Source organism: Labedella gwakjiensis (assembly GCF_003014675.1).
In the GTDB taxonomy this organism is placed as follows: Bacteria; Actinomycetota; Actinomycetes; order Actinomycetales; family Microbacteriaceae; genus Labedella; species Labedella gwakjiensis.
Genome location: NZ_PYAU01000001.1, coordinates 1,794,662 through 1,816,614, shown reverse-complemented (window position 1 = coordinate 1,816,614; position 21,953 = coordinate 1,794,662). Strand labels below are relative to the sequence as shown.

Annotated in this window: 21 protein-coding genes; 8 read left to right on the top strand and 13 right to left on the bottom strand. The window is 70.1% G+C overall.

Annotated elements, in window-relative coordinates; all coding sequences use genetic code 11:
- Window positions 1-68 precede the first annotated feature (68 nt).
- From CLV49_RS08620 to CLV49_RS08610, 3 genes are all read left to right on the top strand, one after another.
- Window positions 69-977, top strand: a complete 909-nt coding sequence (locus CLV49_RS08620; RefSeq protein ID WP_106563178.1) for a LysR family transcriptional regulator — start codon at window positions 69-71, stop codon at window positions 975-977.
- Between the two features lie 33 nt (window positions 978-1,010).
- Window positions 1,011-1,838, top strand: a complete 828-nt coding sequence (locus tag CLV49_RS08615; RefSeq protein WP_106563177.1) for an SseB family protein — start codon at window positions 1,011-1,013, stop codon at window positions 1,836-1,838.
- Window positions 1,839-1,996: 158 nt separating this feature from the next.
- Window positions 1,997-2,410, top strand: coding sequence for a hypothetical protein (locus CLV49_RS08610; RefSeq protein ID WP_106563176.1), 414 nt, complete (start codon window positions 1,997-1,999; stop codon window positions 2,408-2,410).
- Between the two features lie 116 nt (window positions 2,411-2,526).
- Here CLV49_RS08610 and CLV49_RS08605 read toward each other — a convergent pair whose 3' ends face one another.
- Together CLV49_RS08605 and CLV49_RS08600 are read right to left on the bottom strand one after the other, a co-directional pair.
- Entirely contained in the window at window positions 2,527-3,516 is a 990-nt protein-coding gene (locus CLV49_RS08605) for an aldo/keto reductase (protein WP_424978758.1), read from the bottom strand.
- A 136-nt stretch (window positions 3,517-3,652) separates the two neighbouring features.
- Window positions 3,653-5,686: a BCCT family transporter gene (locus CLV49_RS08600; RefSeq protein ID WP_243696635.1), complete on the bottom strand. Its 2,034-nt coding sequence runs from the start codon at window positions 5,684-5,686 to the stop codon at window positions 3,653-3,655.
- 217 nt (window positions 5,687-5,903) lie between these two features.
- Here CLV49_RS08600 and CLV49_RS08595 point away from each other — a divergent pair, with 217 nt between their 5' ends.
- Window positions 5,904-7,556: a phytoene desaturase family protein gene (locus CLV49_RS08595; protein WP_106564976.1), complete on the top strand. Its 1,653-nt coding sequence runs from the start codon at window positions 5,904-5,906 to the stop codon at window positions 7,554-7,556.
- A gap of 10 nt (window positions 7,557-7,566) precedes the next feature.
- Here CLV49_RS08595 and CLV49_RS08590 read toward each other — a convergent pair whose 3' ends face one another.
- The 4 genes from CLV49_RS08590 to CLV49_RS08575 are packed head-to-tail and all read right to left on the bottom strand — an operon-like array spanning window position 7,567 to window position 11,731.
- Window positions 7,567-8,466 (bottom strand): carbohydrate ABC transporter permease, encoded by a 900-nt coding sequence (locus tag CLV49_RS08590; protein WP_106563173.1) that lies wholly within the window; start codon window positions 8,464-8,466, stop codon window positions 7,567-7,569.
- 9 nt (window positions 8,467-8,475) lie between these two features.
- The gene (locus CLV49_RS08585) at window positions 8,476-9,405 is read right to left on the bottom strand and encodes a carbohydrate ABC transporter permease (protein ID WP_106563172.1); all 930 of its coding nucleotides are present in this window, start codon (window positions 9,403-9,405) and stop codon (window positions 8,476-8,478) included.
- Window positions 9,405-10,697 carry an ABC transporter substrate-binding protein gene (locus CLV49_RS08580; RefSeq protein WP_106563171.1) on the bottom strand — a complete coding sequence of 431 codons (1,293 nt, stop codon included), beginning with the start codon at window positions 10,695-10,697 and terminating at the stop codon, window positions 9,405-9,407. Before CLV49_RS08580 ends, CLV49_RS08585 begins: the two co-directional genes overlap by 1 nt.
- Window positions 10,694-11,731, bottom strand: coding sequence for a phosphotransferase enzyme family protein (locus CLV49_RS08575; protein ID WP_106563170.1), 1,038 nt, complete (start codon window positions 11,729-11,731; stop codon window positions 10,694-10,696). The genes CLV49_RS08580 and CLV49_RS08575 overlap by 4 nt, the downstream gene beginning before the upstream one ends.
- 147 nt (window positions 11,732-11,878) lie before the next feature.
- Between CLV49_RS08575 and CLV49_RS08570 the strand changes: the two genes are divergently transcribed.
- Window positions 11,879-13,456, top strand: coding sequence for an FAD-binding oxidoreductase (locus CLV49_RS08570; protein WP_106563169.1), 1,578 nt, complete (start codon window positions 11,879-11,881; stop codon window positions 13,454-13,456).
- A 77-nt stretch (window positions 13,457-13,533) separates the two neighbouring features.
- On the opposite strand, the gene CLV49_RS08565 is transcribed toward CLV49_RS08570, so the two are convergent.
- The 3 genes from CLV49_RS08565 to CLV49_RS18330 all read right to left on the bottom strand — a co-directional run bounded on the left by CLV49_RS08565 (window position 13,534) and on the right by CLV49_RS18330 (window position 16,347).
- Window positions 13,534-14,715 (bottom strand): DNA-3-methyladenine glycosylase family protein, encoded by a 1,182-nt coding sequence (locus CLV49_RS08565; protein ID WP_243696636.1) that lies wholly within the window; start codon window positions 14,713-14,715, stop codon window positions 13,534-13,536.
- 100 nt (window positions 14,716-14,815) lie between these two features.
- Window positions 14,816-15,376: an acyl-CoA thioesterase gene (locus CLV49_RS08560; RefSeq protein ID WP_106563168.1), complete on the bottom strand. Its 561-nt coding sequence runs from the start codon at window positions 15,374-15,376 to the stop codon at window positions 14,816-14,818.
- A 98-nt stretch (window positions 15,377-15,474) separates the two neighbouring features.
- Window positions 15,475-16,347 (bottom strand): helix-turn-helix domain-containing protein, encoded by an 873-nt coding sequence (locus CLV49_RS18330; protein WP_158261935.1) that lies wholly within the window; start codon window positions 16,345-16,347, stop codon window positions 15,475-15,477.
- Window positions 16,348-16,573: 226 nt separating this feature from the next.
- Between CLV49_RS18330 and CLV49_RS18325 the strand changes: the two genes are divergently transcribed.
- A complete protein-coding gene (locus CLV49_RS18325; RefSeq protein ID WP_158261934.1) occupies window positions 16,574-17,005 on the top strand; it encodes a hypothetical protein in 432 nt (143 codons plus the stop codon).
- A gap of 43 nt (window positions 17,006-17,048) precedes the next feature.
- On the opposite strand, the gene CLV49_RS08545 is transcribed toward CLV49_RS18325, so the two are convergent.
- Both CLV49_RS08545 and CLV49_RS08540 read right to left on the bottom strand, forming a co-directional pair.
- Window positions 17,049-18,566: an MmgE/PrpD family protein gene (locus CLV49_RS08545; protein ID WP_106563165.1), complete on the bottom strand. Its 1,518-nt coding sequence runs from the start codon at window positions 18,564-18,566 to the stop codon at window positions 17,049-17,051.
- Window positions 18,567-18,624: 58 nt separating this feature from the next.
- Window positions 18,625-18,993: a VOC family protein gene (locus CLV49_RS08540; RefSeq protein ID WP_106563164.1), complete on the bottom strand. Its 369-nt coding sequence runs from the start codon at window positions 18,991-18,993 to the stop codon at window positions 18,625-18,627.
- 229 nt (window positions 18,994-19,222) lie between these two features.
- On the opposite strand from CLV49_RS08540, the gene CLV49_RS08535 reads away from it, so the two are divergent.
- Together CLV49_RS08535 and CLV49_RS08530 are read left to right on the top strand one after the other, a co-directional pair.
- Complete coding sequence (locus tag CLV49_RS08535) at window positions 19,223-19,762, top strand: GtrA family protein (protein ID WP_243696637.1); 540 nt, start codon at window positions 19,223-19,225, stop codon at window positions 19,760-19,762.
- Window positions 19,759-20,502, top strand: coding sequence for a polyprenol monophosphomannose synthase (locus tag CLV49_RS08530; RefSeq protein ID WP_341810739.1), 744 nt, complete (start codon window positions 19,759-19,761; stop codon window positions 20,500-20,502). Before CLV49_RS08535 ends, CLV49_RS08530 begins: the two co-directional genes overlap by 4 nt.
- A gap of 25 nt (window positions 20,503-20,527) precedes the next feature.
- On the opposite strand, the gene CLV49_RS08525 is transcribed toward CLV49_RS08530, so the two are convergent.
- Window positions 20,528-21,166 (bottom strand): hypothetical protein, encoded by a 639-nt coding sequence (locus CLV49_RS08525; protein ID WP_106563162.1) that lies wholly within the window; start codon window positions 21,164-21,166, stop codon window positions 20,528-20,530.
- Window positions 21,163-21,927, bottom strand: a complete 765-nt coding sequence (locus CLV49_RS08520) for a 3-hydroxyacyl-CoA dehydrogenase (protein ID WP_106563161.1) — start codon at window positions 21,925-21,927, stop codon at window positions 21,163-21,165. Before CLV49_RS08520 ends, CLV49_RS08525 begins: the two co-directional genes overlap by 4 nt.
- Between the last annotated feature and the right edge of the window lie 26 nt (window positions 21,928-21,953).

The following is a 21,953-nucleotide window of genomic DNA, read 5'->3' as shown; positions in this document are numbered from 1 at the left end:
CACGTTTAAGGAAAAGCGCACGTTTCCGAACGGTTCTCGTCAGTTTCGCCGAACTATAGGATGACCGCATGCTCGACATGCGGAGGTTGCGACTTCTCCACGAACTCCACCTCCGGGGAACGCTGTCCGCCGTCGCCGAGGCGCTCAGCTACAGCCCGTCCTCCGTGTCGCAGCAGCTCGCCATCCTGGAGCGCGAGACCGGGGTGGAGCTGCTGCAGAAGAGCGGTCGCCGCGTCCTCCTCACGCCGCAGGGCGAGGTGCTCGCCCTGCGGGCCGCGCGGCTGCTCGACGAGATGGAGCTGGCCGAGAGCGAGCTCGCCGCGAGCCTCGACGAGGTCACCGGCACCGTGCGGGTCGCCGTGTTCCAGTCGGCCGCGCACGCCGTGATCCCCCCGGCTCTCGCGCGCGTGGCGCGTGACTTCCCGGAGCTCCGCGTCGAGATCGTCGAGCGCGAACCCGACATCGGCATGTTCGAGGTGTCGGCGCGCGACTTCGACCTCGTGATCGCCGAGCAGTACCCGGGTCACACGCGCGTGTTCCGTCCGGAGCTCGATCGCGAGCACCTCCTCACCGACGTCATCCGCTTCGCCGCACCGCCGGAGGGGTCGTGGAGCGGTGTCTCCCTCACCGACGCGGCAACGCTGCCGTGGGTCCTCGAGCCGAAGGGCACGGCGTCCCGCACCTGGGCGTTGCAGACGTGCCGCGCCGCGGGCTTCGAGCCCGACGTGCGCTTCGAGACGGCCGACCTCGTGGCGCACATGCGGCTCATCCGCTCGGGCGCCGCCGTCGGCTTCCTGCCCGACCTCGTGTGGGCCGGCGGTTCCGCCGACGTCACCCTCATGGAGCTCGAGGGGTCGCCGCACCGGGAGGTGTTCTCGAGCGCACGCCGGTCGAGCGCCGGCCGTCCCGGCGTACTCGCGGTGCGCGGCGCGCTCCGTGACACGGTCGCGTCGTTCGGCCCCTCACCCCTCGTCTAGCTCTGTCGCGGACGAGGGGCGTAGAAAGGGAGCATGGTCTTCACGGGGAACACGGACGTCGCCTCTGCCCTCGCACGCTGGGCCGAGGAGAAGAACGCGCACACGTTCTACGACGTGCTGCGCCGGTGCTCCCGGGGGCAATTGCTCTACGACGTGACGGGATCCGACATCCGGATGGAGGGGACCACGGTGGCTGCAGGTTCCCGCATCGGTCTGCGGACCCACGCCATGGAGGACGGGTCGCAGTACCTCCTCGTCTTCACCTCTGACGCGGAGATCAAACGCACCCACCCGGCGGGCACGAACACATCGTCGATCGTGCAGTCGGCCCTCGATGCCGTGCGCTTCGGCGCGAGCGAATCCTTCGCCGGGATCATCCTCGATGCCGGGGCCGGACCCGCGAGCTGCATCATCACAGCCGACGAGATCCGTCGCGCGCTCCCCGCCGATCCGGGCGTCGCGGTGGAACTCAAGGAAGCACTCGCCGGGCCGAGCCTCCCCGGTCGTCGGCAGGAGACGCTCGAGGCCCTCTCGCGGGCGGCGATCGTCTACGTCCCCGTCGCGCAGGCGGCGCCGGGCAACGGATCGGCGCAGACCGACGGCGAGCCCCGGGTCTCGGTCCCGACCGTCGCCGGGCCCGGAGGACGGACGTTCTCGGCCGCGTTCACGTCGCCGGCCGAGGTGTGGTCGTGGCTACCCGGTGTGCAGGCCTATCCGACCTCGGTCGCTCACGTCGTGCGCGACGCGCTGGCGCGCCCCGACCGCGACGGGCTCATGGTCAACCCCGGCGGACCGCCGCTCATCGTCACCCGCCCAGAACTGGAGGCGCTCGCATCGCGTCTCCCGGCGCCACCGTCCTGACCGACGAACGCGATCGACGGGTGGCCCCGGCGACGGGATCCGGTCTTCTTTCGACGAACTTCCCACTTTCGCGTCATGATGGGACGGGATCGTCCTCTCTCCGTGTGGATACCCACACACCCGGAGGACCCACTGTGGCCGTCATACCCGATACCCCCTTGCCCGGAACTCCGGACTCACCCGACCCGGAGACGCCGGAATCGAACGTCCCCGAAACGGGCGCCGTCAGCTCTCTCACGAGCCGCCGTTTCCGTTTCGCCCGTTCTCGGCGCCACCGCCGGATCGGCCGGCCGGCCGCGATCGGATTCGCGACAGCCGGAGTCCTGCTGCTCGTCGCCATCGTGCTGATCGGGGAGACAGCGGCCTCGCCTCACCCCGTCATCTCGCAGTCGGCCACCGCCGGCGCTCCGTCGGTCAACAGCGTGATCGGCGCCATCGCGGTGGCCATCACCGTCGCCATCGTCGCGACCGCGGCCGTCATCGCGCTGCGCCTGGTGCTCGCCGAACCGGACGAGCCGAGCGAGGGCGCCTCACGGGACGACCGGCTCCCGGGCACCGACGCCGACCTCTGAGATCCACCGGCCCCTCGCGGCGGCTCCTCGCGACCGGGCTGTCAGCGACCGGCCTTCCAGCGACCAACCTGTCAGCGCGCGCCCACTCATTGACCGCCCCCTCAGCGACCGCCTGCTCAGCGGCCGAGGGGCGTCATGTCCGCGTAGCGGTCCCCCACGGGCGCGGGGAGGGACGACAGGCGCTCGAGCTGGGCGGCGCTGAGCTCGATCGACACCGCACCCACGTTCTCTTTCAGTCGTGAGACGCGCTTGGTGCCCGGGATCGGCACCACATCGTCGCCCTGCGCGAGCAACCAGGCGAGCGCCACCTGGGCGGCCGTGCCGCCCACCTCGGCGGCCACGGCGTCGACCTCTTCGACGATGCGGATGTTCGCCTCGAGGTTGCCCTCCGCGAAGCGCGGGTTGTTGCGTCGGAAGTCGGAGGCGTCGAGCGCGTCGACGGAGCGGATGTCGCCCGTGAGGAACCCGCGGCCGAGCGGCGAGTACGGCACGAAACCGATGCCGAGCTCGCGGAGCACGGGCAGCAGCGCCGTCTCGGGATCGCGCGTCCACAGCGAGTACTCCGTCTGGATCGCGGTGATCGGGTGCACGGCGTGCGCGCGACGGATCGTGTCGACCGACGCCTCGGACAGTCCGATGTGCAACACCTTGCCCTCTTCCACGAGCTCGGCGAGCGCTCCGACCGTCTCCTCAATGGGAGTGTTCGGGTCGATGCGGTGCTGATAGTAGAGGTCGACGTGGTCGGTGCCGAGTCGTTCGAGCGAGCCCTCGATGGAGCGACGCACGTTCTCGGGAGAGCCGTCGACGACCCGGCCGCCCTCGGGTGTGGCCCGGTTGCCGAACTTCGTCGCGATGACGACCTCGTCTCGCCGATCGGCGAAGGCACGGCCGAGCAGCGACTCGTTGAGGTACGGCCCGTAGATCTCCGCCGTGTCGAAGAGCGTCACGCCGAGGTCGATCGCGCGGTGCAGGGTGCGGATCGAGGCCTCGTCGTCCACGGCCGCGCCCGTGTAGTACGCCGACATGCCCATGCAGCCGAGCCCGAGCCGCGACACCTCGAGGGGCACCTGCCCGCGTTGCTCCGTGCCGAGTTCGGTGGTGGACAGGCGGTGGTCGGAGGAGAAGGAATCGCTCATGCGAGGAAGCCTAGGCCGCACCCCTGACATCCACCCCGGCGCCCGCCCCTGGAACGGGAGAACGAAAAGGGGGGAGGCGGAATCCGCCTCCCCCCTTCCCTCGGCATTACGCGGAGGGGTCGCGGCGCGGTGCGTCCGGTCCCTCGCGCACCGGGTTGGAACCCGGACCGGCACCAGGGGTCTCGCCGCCGATGCCGGGAGGAGCCCACGTGGAGCGGTCGGGGATGCTCTCGTCGGACGTCTCCCCCTGCGCCCTCTGCGCCGCCTCGTCCGTGATGATCGGCATCATGCCGGTCTCGGACGTCTCGTAGACCTTCGCGAACTCCTCGTCCACGTTCGGCTCGACCCACGCCAGGTCGTCCTTCGAGTGGTCGTACTCGGTGGGCACGAGGGCGAAGTCGTCGCCGTACTCCTCGAGGCCGGCGCGGACGCTGTGGCGCACGGCCCGCTCGGCGTACGCGTCACGCAGGATGAGCGGATCTCGGCGCAGGTCCTTCAGGAAGGCCACCATCATGGCCGCCATGATGACACCGAACGGCAGCGCGGCCACGATCGTGGCGTTCTGCAACGCGGTCAGGCCGTCGCCCGAGCCGTCGCCGGTGGCGAGCAACACGGCGGCGATCGCGCCGACGAGCGTTCCCCACACGACGGTGATCCAGCGCGACGGATCCGGGCGCCCCTGCTGGGAGAGCGTGCCCATGACGAGCGAGGCGGAGTCGGCTCCCGTCACGAAGAAGATCGCGACGAGGATGCCGAGGAGGACGGTCGTGAAGCCGGCGAAGGGCAGGTTGCCGAGCACGCCGAAGAGCACGTTCTCGGGCGGGTCCACCTCGAGGCCGGCACCGTTCATCTGCTGGTCGATCGCGGTCGTGCCGAAGATGGCGAACCAGATGAACGACACGGCCGACGGCACGAGCACGACGACGGCGACGAACTGGCGCAGCGTGCGTCCGCGCGAGATCTTGGCGATGAACATCCCGACGAACGGGGACCACGAGATCCACCACGCCCAGTAGAAGATCGTCCACGCCGACAGGAAGGACTGCGTCTCCTCGCCCTGCGCACCGGAGCGGCCGATGAGGTCGGGGAGGTCGCCGATGAAGTGCGCGGCGACCGACGGGATCACGTTGAGGATCAGCATCGACGGGCCCACGAAGAACACGAAGAAGGCGAGCAGGATCGCCATGACCGAGTTGATGTTCGACAGGGCCTTGATGCCCTTCGAGACACCCGAGACAGCCGAGGCGATGAACGCGGCCGTGAGGATGGCGATGACACCGATGAGCAGACCGTTGCCGAGCTCACCGAGACCCGTCACGAGCTCGACGCCGCGACCGATCTGCAGGGCGCCGAGGCCGAGCGACGCGGCCGTGCCGAACAGGGTCACGATGATCGCGAAGATGTCGATGACGCGGCCGATGGGGCCGGTCGTGCGCTGCTCGCCGAGCAGCGGCGCGAAGATCGAGGAGATGAGCGGGGTACGCCCCTTGCGGTAGGCGCCGTACGCGATCGCGCCGCCGACGAGGGCGTAGAACGACCACGCCTGCGGACCCCAGTGGTACAGCACCTGCACCTGGGCGGTCTCCATCGCCTCGAGCGTGTTCGCCTCGACGGTGCCGGGCGGCGGGGTCTCGAAGAACGTCAACGGCTCGGCAGCCCCCCAGAACACGAGTCCGATGCCCATGCCGGCGGCGAAGAGCATCGAGATCCACGAGAACACCTTGTACTCGGGCTCCTCGTCATCACGTCCGAGGCGGATGCGGCCGTACCGGCCGAAGCCGACGTAGAGCATGAAGATGAGGACGACGGTCGCGAGCGTCGTGAAGAAGAAGCCCATGTACTCCACGACCCAGGCGAGCGCCCCGCTCGCGGTGGCGGAGAGGCTGTCGCCCGCGAGCACGCCCCAGGCGATGAACGCCACGGCGAAACCGAGTGCCACACCGAACACCACGCGGTCCGTGCGGAAGGCTCGGCCGGTCTGCTCGACCCCGAGTCCGGGGATGAGGGCAGGGTGGATGCTGTCGGCCGAGGGGTCGGTCGTGGCGTCGGGAGGGGGTGCGCCGTGCGATGGTTGCTGCGTCGTCCGAGCCTCCGGTGAGGGAGAATCGCTGGGCCTGGTCGTCTCGTTCGAATCGTCCACGGGAGTCGATCCTCCCAAGCTCTGGGCCGTATGGCTAATCGGTCCCCCGCGAAACCGCGCCTCGGGAGCGGTTCGATACCCTGTCGGATCGCGAACTCCCAGCGCCTCCGTCGGCGGTCGGCCCTAGGCTGAAGCCGTGGCTGACGACGACCGTTCCCCGGCATTCCGAGACCCCTCCGAGCGCACCCGAGCGGGGGCGACAGTCGCGCCCGTCGGCGTGACATACGACTACGACGTGGTCATCGTCGGAGGTGGTCACAACGCCCTCGTCGCCGCCGCGTACCTCGGGCGGGCCGGCAAGAGCGTCCTCATCCTCGAACGCCTGTCGCAGGTGGGCGGCGCTGCCGTCTCGGCCGAGGCGTTCTCCGGAGTGGACGCGAAGCTCTCGCGCTACTCGTACCTCGTGAGCCTCCTGCCGCCGCGCGTCATCGAGGAGCTCGGCCTCCACCTCACCCTGGCGCCGCGCACGATCGCGTCCTACACGCCCGATCCGGCGACGAACGGCGAGACGGGCCTCCTCGTGGCGAACGACGATGCCGAGCGCACGGGTGCCTCGTTCGCCCGCATCGGTGCGGCGGCCGACGCTGCGCGGTTCGACCTCTTCTCCGAGCACTGTCGCGTGCTCACGGAAGCGCTCTGGCCCACGATGCTCGCGCCGCTGCCCACCCGCAGCGAGGCACGCGCGCGCGTGATCGCCACCGGCGACAGCCGTGCGGCCGACGTGTGGGACGCCATGATCGAGAAGCCCATCGGCCACGTGATCGAGCAGAACCACGAGAGCGATCTCGTCCGCGGCGTCCTCTTCACCGACGCCCTCATCGGCACTTTCGCGGGGCCGTACGACGAGGACCTCGAGCAGAACCGCTGCTTCCTCTACCACCTCATCGGGCAGGGCGACGGCCGCTGGGACGTGCCCGTCGGCGGCATGGGTGCCGTCACCGGCGAACTCGCGCTCGCGGCGCGGCGGGAAGGTGCGGACATCCGCACCGACGCCGAGGTCGTCGCGGTCACGCCGGACGGCCGAGTCCGCTTCGTCGACGGGAGCGAGCGCCGCGAGGAGCGTTCCGTCACGGGTCGGTGGATCCTGTCGGGGGTCGCCCGCAGCACGCTCGACGGGCTCGTCGAAGCAGCCGGATTCGATGCGACGCCGGCTGCTCACGCCGAACCGGGTCACGCGAACCCCGGCGGACACCCGCGCGAGGGGGCGCAGGTGAAGGTCAACCTGCTGCTCTCCCGCCTCCCGCGCCTCAACGACCCGGACGTCTCGCCGGAGGAGGCCTTCGCCGGCACCTTCCACATCAACGAGTCGTGGTCGCAGCTCGAGAGCGCGCGCCAGCAGGCGCTGTCCGGCCGGATTCCATCACCGCTGCCGTGCGAGATCTACTGCCACACCCTCACGGACCCGAGCATCCTCTCGGACGAGCTCCGTGCATCCGGCGCCCACACTCTCACGGTGTTCGGCCTGCACGTCCCCGATCGCCTGCTCGACGGGATGGACGACGGCGAGGCGCGGGCCGCGCTCACCCGCGCCGTCCTCGAATCGCTCGACAGCGTCCTCGCCGAACCGATCGAGGACGTGATCCTGCGCGACCCGTCCGGCGCCCTCTGCATCGAGACCAAGACGACACGCGACCTCGAGCACGTGCTCGGGCTGCCGAAGGGCAACATCTTCCACGGCGGTCTCGATTGGCCCTTCCTGGAGGACGACGCTCCGCGCGATACACCGGCCCGACGCTGGGGTGTCGACACCGCCCACGAACGCATCCTCGTGTGCGGCTCGAGCGCTCGCCGCGGCGGAGCCGTGAGCGGTTTCGGCGGGCACAGCGCCGCGATGGCCGTGATCGAGGCCGACGGCACGGGCACCCGCTAGCGCCTACGTCCTAGCGGATGCCGCTGCGCGCGAAGCCCTGGATGAAGTAGCGCTGGAACGCGAGGAACAGGATCACCATCGGCAGAACCGAGACGAGCGCGAGCGCCATGCTCGCGCTGTAGTCGGGCGTCGACTGGCCCTTCAGGAACAGCAACCCGATCGGGAGCGTGAAGAGCGCGTTGTCCTTGAGCGCGATGAGTGGCCACGCGAAGTCGTTCCAGCTGCCGAGCAGCGTGAGGAGGGTGAGTACAGCGATGAGGGGCTTGCTCAGGGGGAGCACGATGCGCACGAACGTGCGCACCGGTCCGGCTCCGTCGATCTGCGCCGCCTCGATGAGCTCCTGCGGGATGGCCAGGAAGAACTGGCGTGCCAGGAAGATGCCGAACGCCGCCGCCGCTCCCGGGAGGATGACGGACCAGTAGGTCCCGTAGATCTGCAGATCGACGACGAGGCGGAACTGCGCCACCATGATGGCCTGCACCGGGATCATCATCGTCGACAGGGCGAGGAGGAAGAGGATGTTGCGACCGGCGAACGGGATGCGCGCGAACGCATAACCCGCGAGGAGATTGACCGCCACGGTGAGCACCGTGACGAAGATCCCGATGACGACCGAGTTCACGAACCACTCCGCCACGGGGAACCTCGCGAACACCGACTCGAAATTCTCGACGCTGAACGTGCTCGGCCAGAGTCGCACGCCTCCCGGCTGGAACACCTCCCCACGTGGTGAGAAGGCGATCACCACCATCCAATAGAGCGGGAAGAAGACGATCGCGGAGACGATGATCGCGAGAACGAGCCTTACGGTACGACCCGCACGGGAGCCGTTCCGGCCGCCGCGACGTCGTTTCAAGGGTGATGCGGCGGGAGGGGCGAGGGCGTCGCCCGAGGTGACGGTCGATGTCATTGTCCGGTCCTATTCGACGAGGTCGCGCGTGCGGCTGGCCCGCCACTGCACATAAGTGAAGATCAGAGTGATGACGAGGATGACGACACCGATGGCGGCGCCGTATCCCTGCTCGCGGATCTGGAACCCGTTCCGGTACGCATACGTGCCGAGAACGGACGTGGCGTAGCCCGGCCCGCCGCCCGTCATGACGAACACCACATCGAACACCTGGAACGACGCGATCACGTTCATGATCAGGAGGAAGAACGTCGACGGCCCTACGAGCGGCACCGTGATGTAGCGGAACAGCTGCCACCGGTTCGCGTTGTCGATGCGGGCCGCCTCGTACAGCTCGGGCGAGATCGACTGGAGTCCGGCGAGGTAGATCACCATGTTGAAGCCGATCCGCAGCCAGATCGCCGTGATCATCACTGACACGAAGGCGGCGGTGCCGTCCGACTGCCACGCCACGGGCGAGAGCCCGAGCGAGACGAGCGCCTTGTTGATGATCCCGGAGCCCTGGCTGAAGATCGTCACCGCGATCATTCCCGACGCGACCCCCGAGATCACGAGCGGCAGCACGATGAGCGTCCGGAAGACGCCGCTCGCGGGAAGGCCGGAGTTCAGGAGCACGGCGAGTGCGAGCCCGCCCGCGAGTTCGATCGGCACCGTGATCGCCGTGAAGACGAGGGTGTTCCCGAGGCTCTGCCAGAAGATCGGGTCGGCGGCCATTCGGGCGTAGTTGCCGAGACCGATCCATTCCGGGTCCCCGAAGCCCTGGGTGTCCTGGAGCGACAACTGGATCGCGAACGCGATCGGCACGAACAGGAACAACCCCATGAGGAGCATGTTCGGCGCGACGAACGCGTACCCCGTGAGCGTGTCACGACGGCGCGCCGCGCGCCGCCGCCCCGACGCGGGAACGCCGGCGCGGTCGCGCACGGCCGCCGTCGTCATCAGTCGGTCGCCTGTTCGATCGCCGAGCTGAGGTTCGCGAGCGTGTCCTCGGTGCTCTGCCCGCTCACGAAAGCGGCCTCGAGCTGATCCTGCATCGCCACAGCGATCTCGGCGAGGTACGGCGAGGTCAGTTGCTTCACGTCCTCCGGCTCGATCGTCGTGGCCTGCTCGACGAACACGGGCATCACATCGGGCCGCACCGCGAACTCGATCGCCGACGGGTCGATGTCGGTGCGGGTCGGGAGTTCGTTCGTGGCCGCGCAGAACTCGGACATCGTGTCCGCCTGGACCATGAACTCGAGGAATTGCGCCGCCAGCTCGGGGTTCGAGGTGTCCTTCGTGGCGACGAGGGCGTTGCCACCGAGGTCGGTCGCGCCGCGGTCGTTCACGGGCATGGGCGTCGCGGCCCATTCGAAGCCCGCGAGGTTGTCGATGTCCGGCACGAGGAAGGACCCGGCAAAGGCCATCGCCACGGATTCCTCGGTGAAGAAGGCATCGGCGTACGTGGAAGCCTTCACCGAGCTCGTGGGCGGCACCCAGCCGTTGTCGTAGAAGCTCTTCGTGAAGTCGAGGGCCTCGGCGCCGGCGGCCGAGTCGACGGCCGGGGTCGTGCCGTCCTCCTCGAGGAGCGCGCCGTCGGCCTGGAAGAGCCAACTGAGCCATCGGGGCGTGCCGCCGAGCTGCCAGTTGTAGACGAAGGGGTACTTGTCCTCGGGGAGGGAGGCACGGAGGGTCGTGGCGACGTCGGCGAACTCGTCCCACGTCCACGCATCCTCCTGCGTGGTCGGGATGTCGGTGATCCCGGCCGCCTCGAGCATCGGGATGTTGAGGAGGAGCGCCGAGACGTCGGTCTGGTGGGGCACCCCGTAGGGAACGCCGTCGTAGGAGACCGCCTCCCACATGGCCGGTGTGAACAGGCTCGACTCCTCGTCGGTGACGTAGCCGCTCAGGTCGAGCAGCTGGTCCTGGCTCGAGTAGACGCCGAGGTTGCCGTAGTCCACGCGGAAGACGTCGGGCGCCTCCCCCGTGCTCAACTGAGCGTCGATGTTCGTGAACATCTGGTCGTACGGGACGACATTGAGGTCGATGTCCACCCCCTCGTTCTCGGACTCGAAGCGCTCGACGAGGGAGGTGAAGGCGGCCTCCTCCGATTCGCTCGCCCAGGTGGTGAAGGTGAGCGAGCCGTCGGCGGCGTCGCCTCCGGCCCCTCCGCCCGTGAAGCCGGTGCAGCCGGTCAGCGCGACGGCGCTGGCGACACCCAGGCCCGCGAGGGCCATTCGTCGTGTGGTCATCGTTGTTCCTTACTCGTGGTGCGGGGAGGGATCGTGTCGAGCCGCTCGAGCGCCCGCTCGACGGCCGCCATCTGACCGGCCGGCCCGAGCATGCCGTCGAGGGTCTCGTCATAGCCGGCGGGCGCGCGCGGGTCGTCATCGAGGGCGCGGTGGAGGGTCCAGACGAGGTCTTCAATCGCGCGCACGGCGCCGAAGCGGGCGAGCCGCTCCTCGTCGACCGGGGCGTCGCTCCCATAGCCGGTGCGGAACCGACAGCGCTGCTCGTCCGAGATGGGGAGCGAGAAGAGCACGCCGAGCTCGATGAGCATGAGGTCGACTTCACGCGGCGCCACGGTCGACTCGTCGAAGTCGATGAGCCACGGCCCGCCGGCGGAGTCGAGGACGACGTTGCCGAGGTGCGGGTCACCGTGGAGGGTCACGCGGGAAACGGCGGTTCGCCGACGCTTGAGCAGCCGTTCCGCTGCAGCCAGGGCGTCGACCCTTCCCCGCGCGGACCGCCATGTCGCGCGCAGGGCGTCGCCGCCGGGTACCGAGATCGTCTCGACGTCGAAGCGCCGGTCGAGGCCGTCGATGAGAGCGGCCATCGAGCGTCGGGATCGTCGGATGCCCCTCCGAACCGGGCGCGGTCGAGGAGGCGCCGGGTGGTCGTGGATCGCCCGCAGGGTACCGCCGAACCGTTCCCAGTCGACGTCTTCGGTTCCGAGATCGCTCGCGTCGAGGCCGTCGACCCACGGAGCGACCGTCACGATCGCACCGCCGGACTCGGCCCACGGACGGCCGTCACAGGCGCGCAGCGGCGCCACGATCCCGAGCGTCCCCTCCTCGGCGAGCGAGGAGGCCACCGCCAAGCCGAAGGTGATGTCACGACGCGAGGTCTTGACGGCCCACCGTCGACCGTTCTCGTCGAGGCCGTCCCACACCGCCGCGTCTTCGTCCCATCCTCCGATGACCGGCGCGAGCGACACGATCGGCACGTCGAATTGCGACCGGACCACCGGGGCGACCTCGCCCGAATCGGGCAGCCGGAGCAACATCGTCCGAGCATAAGTTTTGCGTGGTGGCGGTCTCGGCCCGTTGACAATGCAGAGTTTCTACTCGCTGTCGAAGACGTGGTGTGAGAGTTGCTCACATTTTTGCCGCAAGGGGCGGTTTTCGTCGACGACTCGGTCTACGTTGGCATAATGCCCTCCCCTGCTTCCGGTCTCCCGGTCCGTCGGAGGACGCTCATCGTCGGCGGGGCCACCGCTTTCGGTGCCGGCGCCCTCCTGGCTCTCGTCGGATGCGCGCCGGAGGACTCGGCCGTCGCGCCGACACAGACTCCAACGCCCACTCCGCTCACCTGGGAGCAGTTCGCCGAATCGGTCGACGGCTCGGTCCTCCGCTATGCCGATCCCGGCTATGACACGGCTCGGCTCGTGCAGAATCCCCGCTACGACACCGCGCGACCCGACGGCATCCTTCTGGCCGCTTCGGTGGACGACGTCGTAGCCGGTCTCGCCTTCGCGCGTGCCGCCGGCGTGCCCGTGGCGCTCCGCTCCGGTGGCCACAGCTACCCCGGATGGTCTGCCGGTGGCGCGGACGGCACCGATGTGCCCTCGTCCCTCGTCATCGACACGTCCGGGCTCGATGCGGCGACCGTCTCCGGCGAGAGCCTCACCGTGGGACCGGGGGCGCGTCTCGCCGCCGTGTACGCGGCCCTCGGCGAGGCGGGTCGAGCCATCGGGTCCGGGTCGTGCGGAACCGTCGGCATCGGGGGGATCACGTTGGGCGGCGGCGTCGGTGTGCTGTCGCGCTCGTTCGGGCTCACGTCCGATCAGCTCACGGAGGTCGAGATCGTCACGGCCGACGGCCGCGTCGTCCGCGCGAACGCCGACACGGAGAGCGACATCTTCTGGGCGTGCCGCGGTGGCGGTGGCGGGTCGATCGGGGTCGTCACCTCACTCACGTTCACCACCCGGGCGGCACCGGAGGTCTCATCCTTCTCGTTCGCCTTCCCGTGGGAGGACGCCGTCTCGGTGCTCGGAGCGTGGGAGGAGTGGGCCCCCGCAGCCGACGACCGGCTCTGGTCCACGCTGAAGATGCTCGGCGGGGGACGTCACGCGTCCGGACCGTCCATCACCGTGTCGGGTACGTGGACCGGGCCGGCAGAGGAACTCCAGCCTCTCCTCGACGAGTTCACGGACCCGCTCGTGTGGCGCTTCGGGATCCGGGCCACGTCGACGGATCCGGTTCGCCGGTCGTACTCCGACGCGATGCTCCACTACGCCGGATGCTCCACCGCGGAGGAATGCACCACGGGTTCGGGCGGCGTGCTCACGCGGGTGTCGGCGAGCGCCACCTCGAGCATCGGCAGCCGCGCACTCACCGTGGCCGAGGCGACCCAGCTCGTCGACGCCGTCACCGCGGCGGCGGCCATGGCGGGCCTCGTCGAGGGAGGTGTCGCCTTGGACGCCCTCGGCGGCGCGGTCGCCCGAGTCGCCGCCGACGCGACACCCGTGCCGTTCCGGAATGCTCTCTACACGGTGCAGTACACGGCGACCTTCGCCGACGGCACGGACCCGGCGCCGTTCGACGCGTTCGTGCGCGGCACGAGGTTCTCCATGATTCCCGCGTGGGGTACGTCCGCATATGTGAACTATGCGGATGCGGCCGTCGAGGACCCGGCGCGCGACTACTTCGGAGCCAACGCGGATCGACTCGCCGCGATCAAGAAGGCCGTCGACCCCGACCGCGTCTTCGCCCAGCCCCACTTCATCTGACCGCGACAACCCATCCACACACGCACGCACACGGTCGCTGAGCCCGTCGAAACGCGCCACGACAGACCACGGCGCGGTCAGTGGCTGCGATGGTCCTGGATCGTGATGCGCGGGCCGCGACGCGGCTTCCGGATGCCGCTCAGCTCGATGAGGCGGAGCACGCGCTGACGCTGCCCGGCCCATGGCGCGAGGAGCTCGAGCATGCCGTCGTCGTCCACCGGCTGCCCCGTGAGCGCCGTGCCCACGGTGGCCGCCAGATGGTAGTCGCCGACGCTCACAGCGTCGGCGTCGCCATGGGCGCGCAGCGTGACCTCGGCCGACGTCCACACGCCGATGCCCGGGAGGCTCTGCAGCCGACGACCGGCCTCGAGCGGGTGGGCGTCGGCCGCGCGGTCGATCGCCTCGGCCACACGGCTGGCGCGCACGACGGTCTGCGAGCGACGCGGATCCACTCCTGCCGCATGCCACTCCCAACTGGGGATGAAACGCCAGGCTTCGGCGCTCGGCACGACGAACATGCCCTCGGGGGCGGGGCCGGGCGCCGCCTCGCCGTGGCGCCGAACGAGTCGCCGCCATGCCCCCCACGCCTCCACGACCGTGACCTTCTGCTCGATGATGGCCGGTACGAGCATCTCGAAGACGAGTCCGCCGGACGCCAGTCGGATGCCGGGATTGCGTCGCAGCACCTCAGACAGGAGCGGACTCGAAGACACGTCGAGCGCCGACCAGTCGTCGTCCGCACCGAGGAGATGCGGCACGCGCGCGATCGCCCACTCGCGGCCGGGGCCCCAGGCACGCGCATCGATCTCGCCGCCGTCCCCCGAACCGCGCCGCTGACGCAACCACAGGGTGGCGCCGCCGAGGGGCGTGCGCATCGTGAGCCACACGCCGGACGAGTCGCGGCGGAAGCACGGCCCGTCTCCCCCGCGGGAGAACACCGTGACGGTGGCGGCGAGGTCGATGTGTCCGGTGGGTCGGTAGACCGTGGACACATGCGGGTCCGGAGCCGGGCGGGACGATGCGGTCGACCGCGAACGAGGTGACGGCGCCGCGTCGGTCAGCGCAGCGACGGTCTGGCCGGCGAGCGATCGGGATCCCACCGCCCGCGCCTCGGCTGCTCGCCCCTCGACCGCATGACTGTCGACGGCATAACTGTCGACAGCATGACGCTCGACAGCACCGAACTCGAGCAGGGGCTCGATCGGCGCGGTGATGTCGGCGAGCTGCGGAAGCTCGGCGAGGGTGACGGGATCGGACATTGCGGCAACCCTAACCCGACCCCACGACATCGGTCCCCCACCGCGCGGGGTCAGCGCCCCGCGACCGCGGACGGACCCGTTCCTGCCGGGCGGAATCCCGTCAATCCCACTCCGACGGCGCCGGCTGGCGCGTGGACGGGAGCAGCACGTCGTCCGCCCAGCGTTCGATCCACTCCTCCTTGTGCAGGGTTCGCGGTGGCACTCCCACCGCGGCGAGCACGTCGGCCATCGGCACGGGACCGCTGCTCTTGCTGAGGATCCGCGCCCGGATGATGGCGCGAGCGTAGACCTCGCCGCGCACGACGATGCGCTGGTCCATGATCACGGCGCGCTCGTCGTACCCGACGATGCGCGACTCGATCGTGAACCGCTGCCACAGCTTAAGCGACTTGCGGAAGGTGATCGTCTCCGACGCCACCACCGGGTACCACCCGTGCTTCTGGAAGATCGTGTAGATGCCGCTGCGAATCGTGAGCTCGAACCGGCCGAGGTCGAGCATCGAGAAGTACACGCCGTTGTTCATGTGACCGTTGAGGTCGAGATCCGTCGGCAGGGTGGTGAGGCGGATGCGCCCCACGTCGTAGTGCCCAATGGTGCGGCCGCGGCGGAATCTCGCCTGCGCGCGAGCGATCACGAGCAGTGTCCGGAGGATGAGGTGCATGCGGTCGACGGTACCCGTCCCCGGCTCGGTCTCGCGGTCGCGACGCCGCGCTCGCCCTCGCCTCTCGTGTGAGCGACGCCCTCATCGCGACGGTTCGGTCACCGCTCGTCGCGCTCGGCCGCGGGATGCGCCGTGCCCGGCCGCGCGCGTGCGATGGCCCGGTTCAACTGCCTCGCCGAGGTGAAGCCGACGGCCTCGGCGGTCTGCGACGACGACCGTCGGGCGTCGTCCGTCAGGCGGTCGATCTCGCTGACGCGCCGGCGCTCGACTTCGCGGCGCGGCGTCGTTCCGAACCTGCTGAACGCATCGTGCACGGTACGAACGCTCACCGACAGCTCCCTCGCGAGCCGTCCGACGGTGAGGCCGGGGTCACGGAAGTGCGTCTCGATGGCGAGTTGGGCGGCCATGAACAGGCCGTCGCGGTGCATCGCGTCGTCGTCGCCGCCGCTCGCCCTCTCCTCGTCGAGAGCCCCGGCGACGAGATGCTCGACCGCGATGCCGAGGTGCGCCCTCGCCGACCCCGTGGCGGGCAGCGGGGAGTTGAGGACGGTGTTGGTCAGGGCGAGGAGGGCACGGAGCGACGCGTTCCGCATGGGGATGGGCTCGTGGAACCGGAACCGCCCTCGCCCCGACGCGAGGATCGTCGGCTTGACGTACCAGACGAAGCGGGCGGTCTCGCTGAGGGTCCGTGCGGTGGTCGGCGCGGCACCGTCGAGGAGGATGAGCGAGCTCGCCGCCGTCTCGACACTCTCGCCGTCGACGGTGAAATCGAACCCGCCCTCGACCGTGTACACGAGGTACGCGAGGTTCTCCCCGGCAGCCAGGCTGTAGCCTGCCGAGTTCGACCAGGCACGTCCGAGACCGACATACGGATTCTGCATCGTGTCGGCGACGAGGCCGGGGTCGATCGCGCCACGGGGCTGCCAACCGAAATCGTCGCACTTCTCGGCGGCTACCGTACCCATCGTCATCGCAGCCCGATGCCCTCTCGTCGGCGTCACGGCACCCCCGATGGATACGGTTCGCCAGGCGTGGTGCCATTTTGCCAGAGTGTGGACAAATCCTGCAGGCGGAAAGGACAATTCCGGCGGACTTGCCGGCGAAGCAGACCCCCTACACCCGGACGGCGTCCGCATCTGTGACCCTGGGGATGCTCTCTCCGGGACACGCCGCCCGGACCTCGACGAAAGGACGCATATGGTGATCGCGCACGCTCGGCCCGCACATGCCGAGGACCCGACGACGGTCGCACTCACACCCGGAGTCGAGAGGGCCCTGTCGGCGCTGCTCCAGCGGGCCCGACGTGCGGAGGACGAGACCTCCGGCCCGAACCGCCGCCGCGCATTCCGGAACACCCGGCACCTGCTCGGTGGGATGCGGGCGCTCGGCATCCCCCTCCACGTGCTCGCCGATGCTCTCGACGTGACGGTCCAATCGGCCCGGGCGCGCGCGGGAACCGACGGTCCGATTCGGCTCGACGACTTCCGTCGGCTCATCGGCCCCTCGGTCGCACGGACCGACGGGCGCGGCGCGTCACACGGCCAAACCCTCCACCCGGCGAGCACGCTGATCGTCGCGTTCCTCGAGAGCATTACGCCATCAGAGGGCGGCGGCACGCTTCCGCGCTAGTCCCGCCCGACGCTCGTCCCGCCCGACGCCCGGTCCGCCGCCCCTAGAACAAGCCGCGGGGCGAGACCTCGAGGGAACCGGCACCGCGCTGGATCGTGAGGCCGCGCAGCTCCTGTGCATCGAGCTCCGGCAGGCGCTCGGCGAGGCCGAGGAAGCGCTCGATCTCCGGCTCCTCGAGCACGCCGCGCGCGAGGGTGCGGAACTTCTGCACGTACTGCTCGCGACCGAACGGACGGGCGCCGAGCGGATGCGCGTCCGCCACGGCGATCTCCTCGACGATCGTCGAGCCGTCCGTGAGCGTCGCCACGAGGCGACCGCCGAAGGCCTTCTCCGCCGGGTCGGTCGAGTGGTAGCGGCGCGTCCACTCCTCGTCCTCCGCGGTGGTGATCTTGCGCCACAGCTCCACGGTGTCGGGACGACCGGCCCGCTCGGGCGTGTACGAGTCGGCGTGGTGCCAGCCGCCGTCCTGCAGCGCCACAGCGACGATGTACGGGATGGAGTGGTCGAGCGTCTCGCGCGAGGCCGTGGGGTCGTACTTCTGAGGGTCGCCCGAACCCGAGCCGATCACGTAGTGCGTGTGGTGCGACGAGTGCAGCACGATCGACTCGACGCGAGCCGGGTCGGTGAGTTCGGGGTGCTCGGCGTGCACGCGGCGCGCGAGGTCGATCCACGCTTGCGCCTGGTACTCCGCCGAGTGCTCCTTCGTGTACGTGTCGAGGATGGCGCGCTTCGCCTCGCCGGCCTCGGGCAGCGGCACGTCGTACGTGGCCTCCGGCCCGCCGAGCAGCCAGGCGATGACGCCGTCCTCGCCCTCCCAGATGGGCTCGGGCGAGGTCTGCCCGCGCATGGCGCGATCGATCGCCTCGACCGCCATCTTCCCCGCGAAGGCCGGCGCGTGGGCCTTCCACGTGGAGATCTGGCCCTTCCGCGACTGGCGGGTGGCGGTGGTCGTGTGGAGCGCCTGGCCCACGGCCTGGAAGATCGTCTCGACGGGGAGGCCGAGGAGCGTGCCGATGCCCGCGGCGGCCGACGGGCCGAGGTGCGCGACATGGTCGATCTTGTGGGCGTGCAGGCTGATGGCCTTCACGAGGTCCACCTGGATCTCGTAGCCCGTGGCGATGCCGCGGACGACGTCGTGGCCCGTGGCGCCGACGTGCTGCGCGACGGCGACGATCGGCGGGATGTTGTCACCGGGGTGCGAGTACTCCGCGGCGAGGAACGTGTCGTGGAAGTCGAGCTCACGCACGGCGACGCCGTTGGCCCAGGCCGCCCACTCCGGGGACACGCGCCTGGCCTGGTCGGGACCGAAGACGGTGGCTCCGTCGCCGCCCGTCGTCACGGGGTGCGCGAGGGCCTGCGAGCGGGCGGACACGACCGGTGCACGGTTCAGCGAGGCCGTCGCGACCGCCGCGTTGTCGATGACCCTGTTGACCACCATGTCGGCGACCTCCGGCGTGACCTCCACCGGATCCGCCGCGACCTCGGCGACGGCCCAGGCCAGCTGGCCCTCCCGCTGCAGGTTCTCTGAACTCCGGTGTGTGCGGAGGAAATGGGTCTTCACGGGTGGTCCTTTCGACGCCTGGTCAGTCTATTCGTCGCCGTGCGCCCATCCGGACGGGTCAGAGGAGCGCGTCGGTGGCCACCGGCTGCTTCACACCGAAGACGAGACCGTCGGGATCGGTGATGTAGGTCACGAGCCCCTCGCCGGGGAGGTCGTGCACCTCACCGTCCGCGATGCCGCCGGCCTTCACGACGTCACGGATGGTCTCGTGGATGTCCTGCACCTCGATCCACACGATCACGGGCTGCTTCTGATGCCGCGCGGTCATGAGTGCGCCGTCGATCCCGCCCCCGGCCCCGGTATCGGCCGTGAGGTAGTCCTCGACGAACTCCGACGGCGTCAGCTGCCACCCGAACGCGTGGGAGAAGAAGTCGGAGGCGCCGTGCAGGTCGTCGGTCGTGAGTTCCACGTGGATGATGCGTCCCATGGCCGCAGCCTAGGGGACCGGACGGGCCGCGGGAGAGGGGTGGCGCGGCGGCTCTCCACAGGCATCGGCCTCCCCCGAGGCGTTCGTGCGGTTCGGGTAGCCTGATCGGGCGACGCCGGCGCCGCGTCCTTCCCGCCATCGAACCGAGGGGTCAGCCATCTCCCGCATCCGACGCCTCGCCGCGTACGTCTGGGAGCGCATCCTGCGCTACGCGGTCAAGTTCGGCATCGTGGGCGGCATCGGATTCGTGATCGACGTCGGACTGTTCAACCTCCTGCGCACAGGCGCGTTCGGCGACGACCACTTCTTCCAGGGCGCGATCGGCGCGAAGATCGTGAGCACGTCCGTGGCGATCGTGTTCAACTGGGTCGGCAATCGGTACTGGACCTTCCGGGAGCACCGGCGCCACGACCTCGTCCGCGAGTTCGCCGAGTACGCGGTGGTCGCGATCGGCGGCCTCCTCATCGGCCTCCTGTGCCTTTGGGTGAGCCACCACCTGCTCGGGTTCACGAGCCTCCTCGCCGACAACATCTCGGCGAACGTCGTGGGCCTCGCCCTCGGCACGGCCTTCCGGTTCCTCCTCTACCGGTTCTGGGTGTGGGGCCACCACCGCACGGGCACCGGGCCGCGACCCGAGCACGTCATCGAGGAACGCGTCGCGGCCGCCGCGCTCGCGTCGGCGCCCCTCGAGGACGTGACGATCGAGATGGACAGGGACACCGCTCCCTCGGAGGCCACCCACGGCGAGCAGAAGCAGGTCGACCGGTGACGGCGCGACGGATCCTCGTCATGATCCCCACCTACCAGGAGCGCGAGAACATCGACCGCGTCCTGGACCGGCTCTTCACCGCGGTCCCCTACGCGCACGCCCTCGTCGTGGACGACGGCAGCCCCGATGGCACGGGCGATCTCGTGGCGGACCGGGCCGTGGGCGACGCCCGCGTGCACCTCCTGCGACGCAGCCACAAGGCGGGCCTCGGTCCGGCCTACCTCGCGGCCATGGCCTGGGGGCTCGAGCGCGACTACGACCTGCTCGTCGAGCTCGATGCGGACGGATCCCACCCGCCGGAGGTGCTGCCCGCCATGATCTCGGCGCTCGACGGCCCCTCGCGGCCGGGGCTCGTCATCGGATCGCGGTGGGTCGACGGCGGCAGCGTCGTCAACTGGCCCAAGAGCCGGGAGGTCCTCAGTCGCGCGGGCAACGGCTACGCCCGGCTCGCGCTCGGCATCCCTGTGCGCGACGCGACGGCCGGCTTCCGCGTCTACCGGTCCGAGCTGCTCCGGCGCCTGGCCCTCTCGACCGTCGACTCCCACGGCTACTGCTTCCAGGTGGACATGACGCTGCGCACGCTCGACGCGGGAGCCGGCGTCGTCGAAGTGCCCATCGAGTTCCGCGAGCGGGAGTTCGGGGAGTCGAAGATGGACCGCGGAATCGTGGTCGAGGCGATGCGACGCGTCACCCGGTGGGGGATCGAACGGCGCATCCTGCGACGTCACCGCCGGGCCTAGCGGTCCGCTGCGTCCGGGCGCTCGGTCACTCCCAGCGGTCGAAGTCCTCGATCTCGCCCCAGCTCCTCTGCGACTTGCGCAGCAGGTCGAGGTCGACCTCGGCGACGAGGCGCATGCGGTCGGAGCGGTCCTCCTCGTAGCGGGGATCGCGCGCCGCGGACTGCTGCTGGTTGGCGAGACGCGCCTCGAGCGTCGTCGACACCTCGCGCCATGCACCCTCGCGAGCGCTCTCCGCGACGGACGCGATGAACTCGTCGTCGTTCCCCGCCTCGTCGAGGGCGTCGGCGAGCAGGACGTACCCGTCGCGCCGCAGCTCGAGCGTGGCCCGGTCGCGCGTGCGGTAGTCGTGCTGGTGCAGGGAGCGTCCCGGCCGCGACGCGACGCGGGAGAGCTCCTCGGTCATGCGGGCGGCGTAGGTGCGCTGCTCCGAAGCAAAGCGCTCCAGCTCGTCGCGGATGATGCCCGTGTAGGCGTCGGCCACGAACACGCCGTCCTGCCGGAGGATGTCGACGAGCACCTGGTTCTTCACGCGCATCGCGATGGCGTGCCGCGCGATCGCGAGACCCTCCTCCACGAGCTTCTCGACGGGGGCGGGCTCCCGCGGCTCGAGGGGGACGTACGGGCGGATCTTGCGCCGCTTCATCCGGCGGAACGAGCGGGTCACTTCGGGCCCATCCGGATCGCGCCGTCGAGACGGATGGTCTCGCCGTTGAGGTAGGCGTTCTCGGCGATGTGGAGCACGAGCGACGCGTACTCGTCCGGCCGGCCGAGCCGAGCGGGGAACGGCACCTGGGATCCGAGCGAGACGCGCGCGTCCTCCGGAAGACCCGCCATCATCGGTGTCTCCATGATTCCCGGAGCGATCGTGACGACGCGGATGCCCACGCGTGCGAATTCACGGGCGAGGGGCAGCGTCATGGCGGCGACCCCGCCCTTCGACGCGGAGTAGGCGGCCTGCCCGATCTGCCCGTCGAACGCCGCGACGGACGCCGTCTGCACGATCACGCCGCGCTCCCCGTCGGCGTCCGCTTCGGTGTGAGCCATGGCCTCCGCACCGAGCCGTGCGAGGTTGAAGGTACCGAGGAGGTTGACGCGCACGACACGGTCGAACGCGTCGAGGGGCAGGACTCCGTCGCGCCCGAGCACACGGCCGGGCGTGGCGATCCCGGCGCACGACACGACCACGCCGAGCGGACGATCCGCGGGCACGGCGGCGAGCGCCGCCCGCACGTCGGCCTCGTTCGTGACGTCTCCGGGCACGAAGGCGGCGCGGACGCCGAGTTCCGCAGCGACCTCCGACCCGCGCGACGACGGCAGGTCGAGGAGGACGACCGACGCCCCGCGATCGAGCAGTGCCCGCGCGGTGGCCAGACCCAGTCCGGAGGCACCGCCCGAGACGAGCGCAGACCGACCAGTCACGTCCATGAGCCACCCTCCCCCTCGAGGTTACC

Coding starts and splice junctions, on each gene's coding strand:
- CLV49_RS08620 (WP_106563178.1), top strand. CDS start 69: ATGCTCGACATGCGGAGGTTGCGACTTCTCCACGAACTCCACCTCCGG.
- CLV49_RS08615 (WP_106563177.1), top strand. CDS start 1,011: ATGGTCTTCACGGGGAACACGGACGTCGCCTCTGCCCTCGCACGCTGG.
- CLV49_RS08590 (WP_106563173.1), bottom strand. CDS start 8,466: ATGACATCGACCGTCACCTCGGGCGACGCCCTCGCCCCTCCCGCCGCA.
- CLV49_RS08585 (WP_106563172.1), bottom strand. CDS start 9,405: ATGACGACGGCGGCCGTGCGCGACCGCGCCGGCGTTCCCGCGTCGGGG.
- CLV49_RS08580 (WP_106563171.1), bottom strand. CDS start 10,697: ATGACCACACGACGAATGGCCCTCGCGGGCCTGGGTGTCGCCAGCGCC.
- CLV49_RS08575 (WP_106563170.1), bottom strand. CDS start 11,731: ATGTTGCTCCGGCTGCCCGATTCGGGCGAGGTCGCCCCGGTGGTCCGG.
- CLV49_RS08570 (WP_106563169.1), top strand. CDS start 11,879: ATGCCCTCCCCTGCTTCCGGTCTCCCGGTCCGTCGGAGGACGCTCATC.
- CLV49_RS08565 (WP_243696636.1), bottom strand. CDS start 14,715: ATGTCCGATCCCGTCACCCTCGCCGAGCTTCCGCAGCTCGCCGACATC.
- CLV49_RS08560 (WP_106563168.1), bottom strand. CDS start 15,376: ATGCACCTCATCCTCCGGACACTGCTCGTGATCGCTCGCGCGCAGGCG.
- CLV49_RS18330 (WP_158261935.1), bottom strand. CDS start 16,347: ATGACGATGGGTACGGTAGCCGCCGAGAAGTGCGACGATTTCGGTTGG.
- CLV49_RS18325 (WP_158261934.1), top strand. CDS start 16,574: ATGGTGATCGCGCACGCTCGGCCCGCACATGCCGAGGACCCGACGACG.
- CLV49_RS08540 (WP_106563164.1), bottom strand. CDS start 18,993: ATGGGACGCATCATCCACGTGGAACTCACGACCGACGACCTGCACGGC.
- CLV49_RS08520 (WP_106563161.1), bottom strand. CDS start 21,927: ATGGACGTGACTGGTCGGTCTGCGCTCGTCTCGGGCGGTGCCTCCGGA.